At 64.4% G+C, this 12650-nt stretch carries 14 protein-coding genes and 1 pseudogene; 12 read left to right on the forward strand and 3 right to left on the reverse strand.

The window, feature by feature from the left end:
* Nucleotides 1–7 precede the first annotated feature (7 nt).
* Complete coding sequence (locus QBJ89_RS15550) at nucleotides 8–1015, reverse strand: zinc-dependent alcohol dehydrogenase family protein (protein ID WP_277981423.1); 1008 nt, start codon at nucleotides 1013–1015, stop codon at nucleotides 8–10.
* Nucleotides 1016–1133: 118 nt separating this feature from the next.
* Between QBJ89_RS15550 and QBJ89_RS15555 the strand changes: the two genes are divergently transcribed.
* On the forward strand, nucleotides 1134–2030 hold the full coding sequence (locus tag QBJ89_RS15555) for a LysR family transcriptional regulator (protein WP_277981389.1): 897 nt from the start codon (nucleotides 1134–1136) through the stop codon (nucleotides 2028–2030).
* Between the two features lie 8 nt (nucleotides 2031–2038).
* Here the strand turns inward: QBJ89_RS15555 and QBJ89_RS15560 are convergent, their stop codons facing one another.
* Together QBJ89_RS15560 and msrB are read right to left on the reverse strand one after the other, a co-directional pair.
* Nucleotides 2039–3376 carry a glycoside hydrolase family 130 protein gene (locus QBJ89_RS15560; RefSeq protein WP_277981390.1) on the reverse strand — a complete coding sequence of 446 codons (1338 nt, stop codon included), beginning with the start codon at nucleotides 3374–3376 and terminating at the stop codon, nucleotides 2039–2041.
* 105 nt (nucleotides 3377–3481) lie between these two features.
* On the reverse strand, nucleotides 3482–3982 hold the full coding sequence (gene msrB / locus QBJ89_RS15565; protein WP_277981391.1) for a peptide-methionine (R)-S-oxide reductase MsrB: 501 nt from the start codon (nucleotides 3980–3982) through the stop codon (nucleotides 3482–3484).
* A gap of 93 nt (nucleotides 3983–4075) precedes the next feature.
* On the opposite strand from msrB, the gene msrA reads away from it, so the two are divergent.
* From msrA to QBJ89_RS20255, 11 genes and pseudogenes are all read left to right on the forward strand, one after another.
* Nucleotides 4076–4750, forward strand: a complete 675-nt coding sequence (msrA, locus tag QBJ89_RS15570; RefSeq protein ID WP_277981392.1) for a peptide-methionine (S)-S-oxide reductase MsrA — start codon at nucleotides 4076–4078, stop codon at nucleotides 4748–4750.
* 69 nt (nucleotides 4751–4819) lie between these two features.
* Complete coding sequence (locus QBJ89_RS15575) at nucleotides 4820–5350, forward strand: sigma-70 family RNA polymerase sigma factor (protein WP_277981393.1); 531 nt, start codon at nucleotides 4820–4822, stop codon at nucleotides 5348–5350.
* A gap of 2 nt (nucleotides 5351–5352) precedes the next feature.
* Entirely contained in the window at nucleotides 5353–5994 is a 642-nt protein-coding gene (locus QBJ89_RS15580) for a DUF1109 domain-containing protein (protein ID WP_277981424.1), read from the forward strand.
* Between the two features lie 82 nt (nucleotides 5995–6076).
* Nucleotides 6077–6550, forward strand: coding sequence for a YkgB family protein (locus tag QBJ89_RS15585; protein WP_277981394.1), 474 nt, complete (start codon nucleotides 6077–6079; stop codon nucleotides 6548–6550).
* Nucleotides 6547–7245 carry a glutathione S-transferase family protein gene (locus tag QBJ89_RS15590; protein WP_277981395.1) on the forward strand — a complete coding sequence of 233 codons (699 nt, stop codon included), beginning with the start codon at nucleotides 6547–6549 and terminating at the stop codon, nucleotides 7243–7245. The genes QBJ89_RS15585 and QBJ89_RS15590 overlap by 4 nt, the downstream gene beginning before the upstream one ends.
* 154 nt (nucleotides 7246–7399) lie before the next feature.
* Nucleotides 7400–7651: a hypothetical protein gene (locus tag QBJ89_RS15595; RefSeq protein WP_277981396.1), complete on the forward strand. Its 252-nt coding sequence runs from the start codon at nucleotides 7400–7402 to the stop codon at nucleotides 7649–7651.
* A 56-nt stretch (nucleotides 7652–7707) separates the two neighbouring features.
* Nucleotides 7708–8571, forward strand: a complete 864-nt coding sequence (locus tag QBJ89_RS15600) for a cytochrome b/b6 domain-containing protein (protein ID WP_277981397.1) — start codon at nucleotides 7708–7710, stop codon at nucleotides 8569–8571.
* Nucleotides 8568–9329 (forward strand): molybdopterin-binding protein, encoded by a 762-nt coding sequence (locus tag QBJ89_RS15605; protein ID WP_277981398.1) that lies wholly within the window; start codon nucleotides 8568–8570, stop codon nucleotides 9327–9329. Before QBJ89_RS15600 ends, QBJ89_RS15605 begins: the two co-directional genes overlap by 4 nt.
* A gap of 538 nt (nucleotides 9330–9867) precedes the next feature.
* Nucleotides 9868–10587 (forward strand): DUF1223 domain-containing protein, encoded by a 720-nt coding sequence (locus QBJ89_RS15610; RefSeq protein ID WP_277981399.1) that lies wholly within the window; start codon nucleotides 9868–9870, stop codon nucleotides 10585–10587.
* 398 nt (nucleotides 10588–10985) lie between these two features.
* Nucleotides 10986–12134: an N-acetyltransferase gene (locus QBJ89_RS15615; RefSeq protein WP_277981400.1), complete on the forward strand. Its 1149-nt coding sequence runs from the start codon at nucleotides 10986–10988 to the stop codon at nucleotides 12132–12134.
* Nucleotides 12135–12307: 173 nt separating this feature from the next.
* A pseudogene (locus QBJ89_RS20255) lies at nucleotides 12308–12616 on the forward strand (diguanylate cyclase domain-containing protein); the annotation flags it as partial.
* Nucleotides 12617–12650 lie beyond the last annotated feature (34 nt).

Raw genomic sequence — 12650 nt, forward strand, 5'->3', positions numbered from 1 at the left:
GGGGTGGTCAGTATTCGACGACGATCTTGCCGAAATGGCCGCCAGAGTCCTGGAGCCGGAAGGCGTCCGCGATTTCGGCCAGCGGAAAGGAGCGATCGATCACCGGGTGGCCGCGAACGGCCTCGATACCGCGGATCAGGTCCAATTGGTGACGGCGACTGCCCACGATCAGGCCCTGAAGCCGCTGCTGCCGCGCCATGAGCATGGCTGTCGGCACCTCGCCCCCCATCCCGGTCAGCACTCCGATCAAAGAGACGTGGCCGCCGACACGCGCGGCCTTGATCGACTGCGCCAGCGTGCCCGGGCCGCCCACCTCCACCACGTGATCGACGCCGGCCCCGCCGGTGATCTCCCGCACCCGGTCGCCCCAATTCTCGTCCTGGCGATAGTTGATGACGTGCGCAGTACCCATCGCGCGGAGCCGCTCCAGCTTCTCGTCGGAGGCAGAAGTCGCGATGACCGTGGCGCCCATGGCCCGGGCAATCTCCAGCGCGAAGATCGACACGCCGCCCGTGCCGAGGACCAACACGCTGTCGCCGGCCTTGAGGCCGCCGTTGACTACCAGGGCGCGCCAGGCCGTCACCCCGGCCGTGGTCAGGGTCGCGGCGGCGGCGTGGCTCCAGCCGGCCGGCGCGCGCGTGAAGGACGTGGCGGGCGCCACCACCACCTCTCGGGCGAAGCCGTCGATCCCGTCGCCCGGCGTGGTGGCGAAGTCGGCGACGGTAGCCTCGCCGTCCAGCCAGGTCGGAAAGAAGGTGGATACGACATGGTCGCCGGGCTTGAACTCCGTGACGTCGGAGCCGACCGCTTCCACGACCCCGGCGCCATCGGCCATGGGGATGCGCCCCTCGGCGCAAGGCAGCCGCCCTATCACCACGCCCAGATCGTGGAAGTTCAGGGAGGTGGCGTGCACGCGCACTCGGATGGCGGTCGGTCCGGGTTCGCCGGGGTCGGGGAGGTCCATAAGCATCAGACCGTCGAGCCCCTGCTGCGGATAAGCCTGGATAGCTTTCATAGGGGAACTGGTATCCGTGCCGTCGATTAAGGTGCTGCGGGATTTACCCCGCTGCTTATACATGGCGCGGTAATCGTGGGTCTTGAAATCGAAACTTTTAAGTGGAGTCATCCAAAAGATGGATACCAGAAATCTCGATCTCGGACTTCTCGCGACGCTCGAGACCCTGCTCGCCGAGCGCAACGTCACACGCGCCGCGCGCCGACTAAATCTCAGTCAGCCTGCCTTATCGGCACGGCTGGCGCGGCTCCGTGAGGCGCTCGGCGATCCGCTCCTTATCCCGGGCCAGCGCGGGATGGTCCTGACCCAGCGGGCACTCGATATGATGCAGCCACTGCAGGAGGCACTCGAGGGTGTTCGCCGGGTCGTCGAGCAAGGCGCGCCGTTTAATCCGGAGACCCTGCAGGCGACGGTGGTGATCGCGGCGAGCGACTACGTCCAGTATGCGCTGCTCGCACGCTATTCGGTCGTTTTGCGGACCGAGGCGCCGATGATCCGCATCGCTTGGCGCTCGTTGCCCGACCTGATGGCACTCGCGACACAATTAGAGCGTGGCGAGGTGGACCTGGCACTGGCAAGGCCCGAAACCGCGCCCGAGGGAATGCGCCAGCACCAGCTCTACGAAGAGGAGTATGTGGTCATCGCACGCCAAGGACATCCGGTCGTTCGCGGCACCCTCGATCTGGACGTGTTCTGCGCGCTGGACCACGTCGTCGTTTCAACTAGGGGCGGCGGCTTTTCCGGGCCCACCGACGCGGCTCTTGAGGCGATCGGCCGCCGTCGTACCGTTGCCCTGTCCACGTCGGGCTTCCTAATCGTGCCGGAGATCGTGTCACAATCCGATATGATCGCGGTGCTTCCACGTCGGATCGCGAACGGTTGGTCAGACCGACTGCAGGTGCTGGAACCGCCACTCGGCGTACCCGGATTTGCCATCGCCTGCATCTGGCACGAACGCACGACCAACCATCCAGCACAAAGCTGGCTGCGTGACAGGCTCGCTGCGTTGGCGTGACGTTCGATTCACGCCATGCGGGCAAGAAGGTCATCGACTCGCGCGGTGGCGAAGGCGGTGAAGCTATCGGCGACACCATAGGGGATCAGTAGCTCACGGCCGTGCACCATCGCGCCGCAGCTATAGACGACGTTGGGCACGTAGCCGTCGCGCTCGTCGGGGCTCGGCTGCAGGATCGGTTCGGGCGTCCGTGCGAGCACGCGGGACGGATCGTGACGGTCGAGCAGCGCCGCGCCCATGCAGTAATTTCGCACGGCGCCGACGCCGTGGGTCAAGACGAGCCAACCCTCGTCGATTTCGAGAGGCGAGCCGCAGTTGCCCATCTGTACGGCATCCCAGGGGTAGAGCGGCTCAATCAGCTTGGCCCCGCCATCCCAGGTGTAGAGATCGTCGGAGAAGAGCAGCCAGATGCTCTCGCCGTCCTGACGGCCCAGCATCGCATATCTGCCGCCAATGCGCCGCGGAAACAATGCCATGCCCTTGGCGCCCGCCGCGTCGCCGGCGAGCTTGCGCATCTCCCAGAACCGGAAGTCGGTGCCGATCAGCATCTCGGATCGGGCGTGCATCCCGTCGAAGGCGGTGTAGGTGCCATAGTAAGTGGTGCTGCCGTCGTCTTCGACAAAGCGGACCAGGCGGACGTCCTCGATGCCCTGCCGCTGGCTCGGCAGGAGGGGAAACAGGACGGTCTCGGAGACAACACGGCTTCCGCCGCAATGAAGTTCAAGCCGGGCCGTATCGTCGGCGATCGCCATGTCGTCGACGATCGGTGCCTGGGTAGTCGGCCCGACCGAATCGATCAGCACACCGCCACCCGGCGTCCATAGGCCCGTTCGAAAGCTGACGGACGAGACGTGGCCTTCGCCGATGCCACGCAACGACATGACGATGCGCAGGCTCCCGTGGGGCACGTTCTGTTGATCAGGATGGAGCACGACGCTCGGATTGAAGAGCGCTGCCGCCTCGAAAGCATATTCCTCCGTGAAGAACGCGCCGATCAGCCGCTGGCGCGGGGCGTCGATATCGGCCGATGCGGGCAGCGCCGGCCGAATTGCGTGGAACCTTCGCTGAAGCGTGGCCTCGACATCGCGATGACGGCCATCCATGGCCTTCAACACGGCGCGCAGGGCGGTGTCCACCTGCGTGTCGTCGAAGCTAAGCACCCGGTCGGCCACGACCTCAAAGCGCGATCGGCCATTGTCGTGGCCCTGCGGGTAACCCGGCGCGAAAGGCCGGATCACCGTTCGCGCTGGATCGGGCTTCAGCATGGCATCATGGTGATGGAGCAGCATCGTGTTGCTTGAGGGTTGCCGGCCCGCCAGCCAGGCGCCGAGCTCAGACCAGCGCATCATTTCATCCTATCGCTCGCGCCCGCGGCGCTCTGTGCAGGAGCGCGCCGAGACGCGCCTGGACCGGCACGGGTTGATCGAGCTGCCTGTCGAAGCGCATTAATGTCAGGCCTTGCCGGCGGGTGCGAAGCGCATAGCGACGCCGTTCATGCAATATCGAAGGCCGGTCGGTCGCGGACCATCGTCGAACACATGACCGAGATGGCCATCGCAGCGCGCGCAGCGTACCTCGGTGCGGACCATCCCGAGCGTCCCATCGCGGTGCTCGGTGACGGCATCGGGCAGATGGGTCCAGAAGCTCGGCCAGCCAGTGCCGCTGTCGAACTTGGTGCGCGACGCGAACAGGGGAAGCGCGCACCCCGAACACGCGAAGGTGCCGACGCGGTGCTCGCTAGTGAGCGGGCTCGAGTAAGGCCGCTCGGTTTCGGCGTGGCGAAGCACCGCATAGGCCGATGGGGACAGCCGCCGACGCCACTCGGGGTCGGAGAGCCGCAACGGTTGCGGCCGAGCCGCCAAAACCGGTCCGGCGTAAGCGGCAGCCAGACTACCAGCGAGCGCAAGCGCGCTGGTGGCGAGGAACGTTCGGCGGTCGTGAGTCCGGGTCATGTGCGATCATACGCCCGGAAAGACCGGGCGGTTACGCTGTAACGCCGAACGAGGATGCTGCGTAGGAGCTGGCGTCTGAGGAGTATTCCGCTCATGCGTACATTGTCTCAAGTCGCGCTCGGGAGCGCGCTGGCCTTAGCGATCGCCGCAGGAGCGGCGACTGGCGGTCGGGCGTCGGCCGAGACATTCGTCGATGCACCGCAGCCTCGCGTAACGGCGCCTGCGACCGGCAAGATCGAAACCGCGATCTTCGCCGGCGGCTGCTTCTGGGGCGTCGAAGGCGTCTTCGATCATGTGAAGGGCGTCCTGTCGGCGACGTCCGGCTATGCCGGCGGCAAAACGGGTTCGGTCAGCTATGAGGCGGTCTCGACCGGCACGACGGGCCACGCGGAAGCGGTGCGGATCGTATTCGATCCAGCCAAGGTCAGTTATGCCGAGCTGTTGCGCGTCTATTTCTCGGTCGTCGTTGATCCCACCACGCTCAACTATCAGGGGCCGGACCACGGCACGCAATATCGCACGGCGTTGTTCCCGCAGTCGGCGAGGCAGGAGCGGATCGCCCGTGCCTATCTTCAACAACTCACACAGTCACGGACTTTCCCGCGCCCAATCGTGACCAGTATCGAACACAGCAATACCTACTATCCGGCCGAACAATACCACCAGAACTTCATGGCGAAGAATCCGACCTACCCGTATATCGTCATCAACGATCGCCCAAAGGTAGACGCGCTCAAGAGCATGTTTCCGCGGCTCTATCGTTCGTGAGGGAGAGGCGGTTTTCGTCGGGTTTGTAACCGATGCGAGCCGTCCGGCGTAAATCTGACCGGAGCGTGGATGGCAACGACCGAAGCCGAACTCAAGTCGCTGATGATCGGCAGCCTCGACGGCGACGCAACGGCGCATAGCGCGTTGCTGCGCTCGCTGGTGCCTTTGCTACATGCCTTTTATCGCCGGCGCGTCCCCAACGGGGAGGATGTCGAGGATATGGTACAGGAGACACTGATCGCCGTGCATGCGCGTCGTGCGACCTACGATAGGGAGCGGCCGTTCACGGCGTGGCTCTATGCCGTCGCGCGGCACCGCATGATCGATCACTTCCGGCGACTACGGCAAACGCTTCCGATCGAGGACGTGGAATCGATTCTCGTGATCGAAGGCTTCGAGGAGGCGGCCAATGCGCGTGTCGACATCGATCGGATGCTCGACACGCTATCACCCAAACAGGCGCGTGCCATTCGGGATACGCATTTGAGCGGCCACAGCGTCGCGGAAGCGGCCGCCGGCGCCGGCATCGGAGAGTCGGACGTAAAGATCTCTGTGCACCGCGGCCTGAAAGCGCTCGCCGCGCGTATTAAAATCACATGAAGATGACCACCGAACATTTGATCGAGACGCTCAGTCGCGACGTGCCGCGTGTGTCACGCTACGCGCTCGTCAAACGAGTCGCACTGGGCGTGGCGGCCGGTGGTCTCGTAGCGATGATCCTCGTCAGCCTCGCCCTGGGTGTACGGCCCGATCTCAAGATCGCGATGCATGGCTTTCCTTTCTGGATGAAGTGGACCTACACGACGTCGTTGGGCATCGGGGCGATCTACGCAATCACGCGCCTGGGTCGGCCGACGCCGTTCTCGCTGCGCAATCTCTGGCTCCTGGCGATCCCCGCCTTGATTCTTACCGGGATCGGCGTCGGCGAACTCGCGCGGACGCCGTCGGGAGACTGGTTGGCGCTGTGGCTCGGGCGAAGCTGGACGCTCTGCCCCTGGCTGGTGCTGGCGCTCGCGGCGCCGATCTTCGCGGGCCTGCTATGGTCGTTCCGCAGGCTTGCGCCGACGAACTTCAGGGCCGCCGGTGCGGTCTCGGGGCTCGGGGCGGGCGCATGGGCAGCGACGATCTATTGCCTGCATTGCCCGGAAGAGTCGGCGATCTTCGTGCTGACGTGGTACAGCCTGGGCATTCTGCTCGCAGCCGGAGCCGGAGCATTGCTGGGACCGCGGCTGTTGCGCTGGTGACCTGACTGCTGCTCAAGGAATGCCGCCCGCCTGTAACCGATCGCCAAGCTGCTGCGCATGAGCCCCAAAAGAAGGGGCCGATATGAACATTCGCTACGTTCCGACCGATGCCGTGATCGTCGCCGGACTCCGATGGTCGATCGTTCTGATATTCGCGCTGTTCGGCACCGCGAAGTTCGCGGCCTATGAAGCCGAGGGCGTGGCAAAAATCGCCAGTCACTACCCGCTGTTCAGCTGGATGTATCCGCTCTGGGGCGAGCGTGGCGCGAGCAATGTGATCGGGACGATCGAATTGCTGACCGGCGCGATAATCGCAATCGGCGCGATGTCGCCCCGAGCGAGCTTCGTCGGCGGCGCTATGGGTGTCTTTACCTTCTGTGTGACGCTGAGCTTCTCGCTCGGCGCGCCCGCTTTCTGGCAATCCGGCTACGGCGCGCCCTTCCTGGGCTCGACCGGCCAGTTTCTGATGAAGGACGCCGTACTGCTGGCGTCCTGCTTCGCGCTTGCCGCTAACGGTCTGCGCCGAATGCGGATAACCGCAGGAGCCGCTCGGTGATCAAATTCTGCTACCACCCCGAACCCAACCCGGCGAAGATCGCGCTGTTTCTGGAGGAAGCGGGCCTCGACTATGAGGTCATGCCGGTTGACTGCAGCAAGGGCGATCAGCACTCGCCGGAGTTTCGGGCAATCAATCCGAACGGTAAGGTTCCCGCGATCGTCGACACCGATGGCCCGGGCGGCCGCGAAGCCCGGGTGTTCGATTCTAACGCAATTTTACTCTACCTGGCGGAAAAGTCCGGCAAGTTCCTCGGGGCGGCTGAGAACCGTCCGGAGCTATTATCTTGGCTGCTGTTCATTGCCTCTGGCCTCGGCCCCTACTCGAGCCAGTCAGTGCATTTTCAGTTCGCGGCGCCTGATGGCCTGGATTACGCGGTAAACCGCTATCGCCGCGAAGCGGAGCGCCATTATCAGGTGCTCGATGATCATCTCGAAGGACGCCGCTACATAGTCGGCGACGACTATACGATCGTCGACATGTCGGCCTGGGGGTGGCTCGAACGCGCTTCACGGGTTCGCAAAGGCGAGGATGATCCACTTTCTCCCTGTCCCAATTTGAAGCGGCTGTTCGACATCGTCGACGCCCGCCCGGCGGCCGTTTGCGCCCGGGCGGTCGGCAAATACCATCCCTTCAAGCGCGAGAACGACGGGGAAATCAAGCGCGCGCTGCTTCCATCCAACAATCCTTCCTGAGCCGTAACCGAACATGGCGAGGCTGCGTAGGAGTGGCGGGACGCGGCTCGCCAACGCCCCCAGGATACCCGAGCGAGCCGTGTCTTCGCGCATCCACCAAGGCGTCAGTGGGGACGCGAACAATCCGACGTCCATTTTCCCGAGGAGAAGTTTCATGCGCAACACCCTGATGATCGCCCTTTCCGTCCTCGCTCTTGGCGGCGCGGCCCCCGCCTTCGCCCAGGACGCGATGGCATCCCACGACCAGATGAAGTCGACGAAGATGTCGGCTGCCGACATGAAGAAGATGAAGGCCTGCAACGCCATGTCGCACGACGCGATGATGAAGGATCGCAAGTGTGCAGCGCTGGTGAAGGCTCATCCCGACATGATGAAGCACGATGACATGATGAAGTCCGGCAAATGAGCAGTCCAGGGCGCCGCGCTTCGGCACGGCGCCCGATCCTATTCGAGGCGCTGTTCATGGCGACGTATGATGATCCCGCACGCACGGTTCTGAGCGATGACGGCGAGGCACCCGCCCCTGCCGCACCTGTCGGAGGCGATCTCGTCTATCGCCAGCGTCGCCCTGTTCGGCTCTGGCATTGGCTCAACGCACTGTCGATCTTCGTCCTGCTGATGAGCGGCATGATGATCTTCAACGCGCATCCGCATCTTTATTGGGGCCGATATGGTGCAAATCAGGACATGCCGTGGCTGGAGATCGGAGCTCACGACGATCAGGGCTATCTCCGGGTCGGCCCGCTAACCGTTCCGACCACCGGCTTTCTCGGCGTGGCGGGTGGGCAGCATCGGGCCTTCCCGCCGCTGGTAACGATCCCGTCGAGCTACAACCTCGCCGGCGCGCGCCAATGGCATTTCTTCTTCGCCTGGTTGCTCGTCGTGCCCGGGCTCCTGTTCTGGGCATGGGGCGTCGTTTCCCGGCACGTCCAGCATGACCTTGCGCCCACTGCTGAAGAGCTGCGCCCGCGCAACCTCTGGCAGGACATCAAGGACCATGCGCGCCTGCGATTTCACACCGGCGAAGCGGCACGGCGCTACAATATCCTTCAGAAGCTCAGCTATGTGGGCGTGATCTTCGGGCTTCTGCCAATCATCGTGCTGACCGGCCTTACCATGTCCCCCAGCACCGATGCGGCTTGGCCGTGGCTTATCGATCTGTTCGGCGGTCGCCAGTCGGCGCGCTCGGTCCATTTCATCTGCGCCGCTCTGTTGGCCGGTTTCATCGTCGTCCATCTGACGATGGTGGTGCTCGCCGGCTCGCTCAACGAGCTGCGCTCGATCATCACGGGCTGGTATCGCCTACCGAAGGAGCGTGGCCAATGACGATGCTCACCCGCCGCCGTTTGATCGGCTCGCTTGGCGCGGGTGCCGGAGGGCTGCTGCTCGCCGGCTGCGACCGGATCGCCGCATCGCCCAAGGTCCAGGAGACTTTGAGCCTTGGCGAGGGGTTGACGATGCGCGCGCAGCGGCTTGTCACCGACCGCACCGCGCTCGCACGCGAGTTCTCGGCGCTCGACATGTCGCCGGTGTTCCGAACCAACGGCAACACCTTGCCCGCAAGCGAGGCCTATCAGGCCCATGCCGCCAATGACTTTGCCGATTGGCAGCTCGTCGTCGACGGTCTCGTGCGGCGTCCGCAGAAGCTCTCGCTCACCCAGATCAGATCAATGCCGGCGCGTACCCAGATCACGCGCCACGATTGCGTGGAGGGCTGGAGCGCGATCGGCAAATGGACGGGTCTTCCGCTCAAGCTCGCGCTTGATGCGGCCGGCGTGCTGCCGTCCGCGCGGTACGTCGTATTCCACTGCGCCGACGATTTCGACGGCGATCCTTACTACGAGAGCATCGACCTGGTCGACGCCTATCATCCGCAGACAATCCTCGCCTGGGGGATGAACGACCAGCTTCTTCCGGTCGGTCACGGCGCGCCTCTCCGCCTCCGCGTGGAGCGGCAGCTCGGATACAAACAGGCGAAGTACGTGATGCGCGTTGAGGCGGTCGACAGTCTAGCCCGGTTTGGCGCCGGGAAAGGCGGCTACTGGGAGGATAGCTCCGACTACCAATGGTACGCCGGGATCTGACTCGTTCCTTGAAATCTTGAAGGCGGCGAGCGACTGTCGCAACGCGGGGCGGCGAATTTGATAAAGTAGCGCATCTTTGGCGGCAGATCGCCGCGCGCGGCATGGGCCAGGGTGACGGATTCCGGCGGAATCTTTGTCACTCGTGAGAATGATCTGGAAGGCGCCGGCGGCGGCAGCGGCCGCTACCTGCTAGTGGAGCAGCAGGGCGGCGCCGACGTGGCGGGCGCCGCTTCCGCAACAGCATCGGCCGTCGAGGCAATAGGGCCAGGTACACCGGACTTCCCGGCGGTGCTCCTTTGCTCGGCAGACCGGCGCGGGCCGCCGAGTGCTCGAGCGGCGCTTCGAGCGAAGCGGCAGGTAGCCTGGCGAGTTCGGCGACCGTCTCGGTGCGCCATGCCGGTGGAGCTGGTCGGAGCTCGCGCACACATGCGGTGCCCGCATCGCACCGGGTACAGGGCGCGTCCTTGGCGGAGGTCCGTAACCTGGCGCCGATGACGACCGTATGCTCCTCTGAAAGTTGCTTCAAAGGAGAAGCGTGATGAAAGGTCGATTTTGGGTGTCCGGCGCGGTGAGCGCGGCCGTTACTTGCGTCACGGGCGTCCTCGCTGCGACAACGGCGCCCGTCAAAGCAGTGGGGGGCGCTCCCGTCGTGGTCGAGCTATATCAGAGCCAGGGGTGTTCATCCTGTCCGCCGGCGAACGCCAACCTTAATGCGATCGCCGATCGGGCGGACGTGATACCGCTTTCGTTCGCCGTCACCTACTGGGATCAGCTCGGTTGGAAGGACACCTTCGCACGGCCGCAGTTCACCGCGCGCCAGTGGGATTACGCGCGCAGCGGGGGCCGATCCTCGGTGGCGACGCCGCAAGTGGTGATCAATGGCGGGCGACAGACGATCGTCGGCAGCAATCGCCAGCAGCTCGAGGCGGCAATCGCAGCGGCTCGTCACGAAGGCGGCCCGGCCATCTCCGCGAGCGGCAATCGCGTGTCGGTCGGCGCGGCGACTGAAGCGAAGCCTTCGACGGTGTGGTTGGTAAGGTACGATCCGCGGGTGAATAACGTACCGATCCGCGCAGGCGAGAATGGCGGGCGGACCTTGCCTCACCGCAACATTGTTCGTCAGCTTGAAGCGCTAGGGACATGGTCTGGGCGCGGGGTCAGCTTCGCACTGCCGGCAACGCCAAACCCCGCCTTTCGAACCGCCATTCTTGTGCAGGCCGGCAAGGGTGGTCCGATCACCGCGTCGTCGCGGCTATAACCCTCCTCGACGCAAGTTCCCCGCCTTCAATGGCAGAGCTCCGCGACGAAGGGTAAGGTCTCGTTGATCACGGCCAGAAGATGGGCTTCCACACTTATCGTGCGGCAGAAGGCATGGCGCCAAAGGTATGCACCGTCGCCTACCACCTCCCGCCTGCCCGAAAGCCGCCGTTCCGATCTCCACCCTAGAAGCTGACGTTCCACCTTCGCCCAGGCGAATCATCGGGCCGGCCTGCGCCGGCCCAGGAAGCGGCCAGGCCGCAAACGCCGCCTACTGAGCAGGTAAGCAGCATCTATGCGCCGCACCGGAGGCAGTGCGAAGGCCGACCCGCACGGTGCGGGCGAGCTCTGGTTTCTAAGCGGCAGCCGCGGGCGTGCCGCAGATCTGGAAGGATCAGCATGTCAGTCGAAGTCACCCCCGTTCTCGGCAAGGCCGACCGGAAGATCTTTCTCGACCTCCCCTGGTCGATCTACCGGAACGATCCGAATTGGGTGGCGCCGCTCAGAGGGGAGGCGCGCGATCTCATAACGCCGGGCGGCAATCCGTTCTTCTCGCATGCCGACGCCCAGTACTTCCTCGCGCGACGCGACGGGCAGGTCGTCGGTCGGGTTTCGGCCCATATAGATCATCTCGCCCTGACCGTGCCGCCCAAACAGGGCATGGGACCGGGAACCGGCTTCTTCGGGCTATTCGAGGCCGCCGACGAGGAGAGCTCGCTCGCGCTCATCGCGGCAGCGGAGGACTGGCTTCGCGGGAAGGGCATGACCCGCGTCCTGGGTCCTGTGTCCCTCTCGATCTGGGAGGAGCCCGGTCTGCTTATCAAGGGGCACGACCACCCGCCTACCGTCATGATGGGGCACGACAGCGCCGCCTATCGGCCGTGGATCGTGGCCGCGGGATACGAGCCGGTCAAGCAGCTCAAGACCTGGGACCTGGACATCACCCGCAGCTTCTCGCCGCTCCTGCAGCGGGTGATAGACTCCGGCCATCGGAACCCGCGCATCCGGGTCAGGCAGGTCGACAAGTCTCGCTTCGAGGACGAGGCGGCTATCATCATGGCCATTCTCAACGATGCCTGGGGCCGCAACTGGGGCTTTGTGCCGATCACCGACGAGGAGGTCGCGTTCACGGGGAAGAAGCTGAAGCCTATCGTGTTCGAGGACCTCATCCTGATCGCCGAGGTCGACGGTGAGCCGGTCGCCTTCATGATGACCCTCCCCGATCTCAATGAGGTGCTCAAGCCGCTCAGGGGCTCGCTTCTGCCGTTCGGGTGGGCAAGGCTGCTGCTGTGGCTGAGGCGGCCCAAGGTCCGCACCATGCGCGTGCCGCTCATGGGCGTCGTCCGGCGTCTGCAGTCGTCGCGCATGGCAAGCCAGCTCGCTTTCATGATGATCGACCAGATCCGCCAGGCCTCCGTCAGGAACTACGGCGCGACGCGCGGAGAGATCGGCTGGATCCTCGACGACAATCAGGGAATGAACGCGATCGCGGAGGCGATCGGCAGCAAGGTCAACAAGGTGTATCAAATCTACGCCAAGTCGCTCTAAGGGAAATGATTATCGTGTTGAGAGCAGGCGGTTGAACCCACCCCTGCTCTCGACGCATAGCGAAGTACAAGGGCGGGTGGACAACTGCCGGTCCGCTATCGGGCGGTCTGGTGTTGTCAAAGCAACTGCACCTAACGCGAGATGGGCGAGTTTCTGCCCCGTTCGCTTGCTCGATGGCAGGCGAACGAAGGCAATCTCGAAACCAGCTCGAGAGAGTTCGCGGCACTGACAGCCTTCGGATAGTAGCTGAAGCACCCTGCGATGCACAAGCCCTCGCCCGCTCGCGGAGCCGGTGCGTTTGGTTTGACAGAGCCGCGGAAAACATTCTTCGTGTCGCGTTACGGGCACTACGCGCGCCAATTGCGACCGACTCGATCGCGCTCGACTGTCAGGCGACGGCAGGCTTGGCTTTCTACCCACAGGATGGGCGTGCCGCGCGAGACCTGCTTAAGACGGCTGATCTGGCCCTTTACTCTGGCAAAGCAAGCGCCCGGGGCGAACTCTCGCGATTCCGGC

This window comes from Sphingomonas phyllosphaerae (assembly GCF_029623345.1).
GTDB lineage: Bacteria > Pseudomonadota > Alphaproteobacteria > Sphingomonadales > Sphingomonadaceae > Sphingomonas > Sphingomonas phyllosphaerae_C.

Bases quoted from the DNA above. Each gene is read 5' to 3' on its own strand.
- QBJ89_RS15615 (WP_277981400.1), top strand. From the start codon at position 10,986: ATGTCAGTCGAAGTCACCCCCGTTCTCGGCAAGGCCGACCGGAAGATC.
- QBJ89_RS15595 (WP_277981396.1), top strand. From the start codon at position 7,400: ATGCGCAACACCCTGATGATCGCCCTTTCCGTCCTCGCTCTTGGCGGC.
- QBJ89_RS15580 (WP_277981424.1), top strand. From the start codon at position 5,353: ATGACCACCGAACATTTGATCGAGACGCTCAGTCGCGACGTGCCGCGT.
- msrB (WP_277981391.1), bottom strand. From the start codon at position 3,982: ATGACCCGGACTCACGACCGCCGAACGTTCCTCGCCACCAGCGCGCTT.
- QBJ89_RS15585 (WP_277981394.1), top strand. From the start codon at position 6,077: ATGAACATTCGCTACGTTCCGACCGATGCCGTGATCGTCGCCGGACTC.
- msrA (WP_277981392.1), top strand. From the start codon at position 4,076: ATGCGTACATTGTCTCAAGTCGCGCTCGGGAGCGCGCTGGCCTTAGCG.
- QBJ89_RS15610 (WP_277981399.1), top strand. From the start codon at position 9,868: ATGAAAGGTCGATTTTGGGTGTCCGGCGCGGTGAGCGCGGCCGTTACT.
- QBJ89_RS15555 (WP_277981389.1), top strand. From the start codon at position 1,134: ATGGATACCAGAAATCTCGATCTCGGACTTCTCGCGACGCTCGAGACC.
- QBJ89_RS15575 (WP_277981393.1), top strand. From the start codon at position 4,820: ATGGCAACGACCGAAGCCGAACTCAAGTCGCTGATGATCGGCAGCCTC.
- QBJ89_RS15550 (WP_277981423.1), bottom strand. From the start codon at position 1,015: ATGAAAGCTATCCAGGCTTATCCGCAGCAGGGGCTCGACGGTCTGATG.
- QBJ89_RS15600 (WP_277981397.1), top strand. From the start codon at position 7,708: ATGGCGACGTATGATGATCCCGCACGCACGGTTCTGAGCGATGACGGC.
- QBJ89_RS15560 (WP_277981390.1), bottom strand. From the start codon at position 3,376: ATGCGCTGGTCTGAGCTCGGCGCCTGGCTGGCGGGCCGGCAACCCTCA.
- QBJ89_RS15605 (WP_277981398.1), top strand. From the start codon at position 8,568: ATGACGATGCTCACCCGCCGCCGTTTGATCGGCTCGCTTGGCGCGGGT.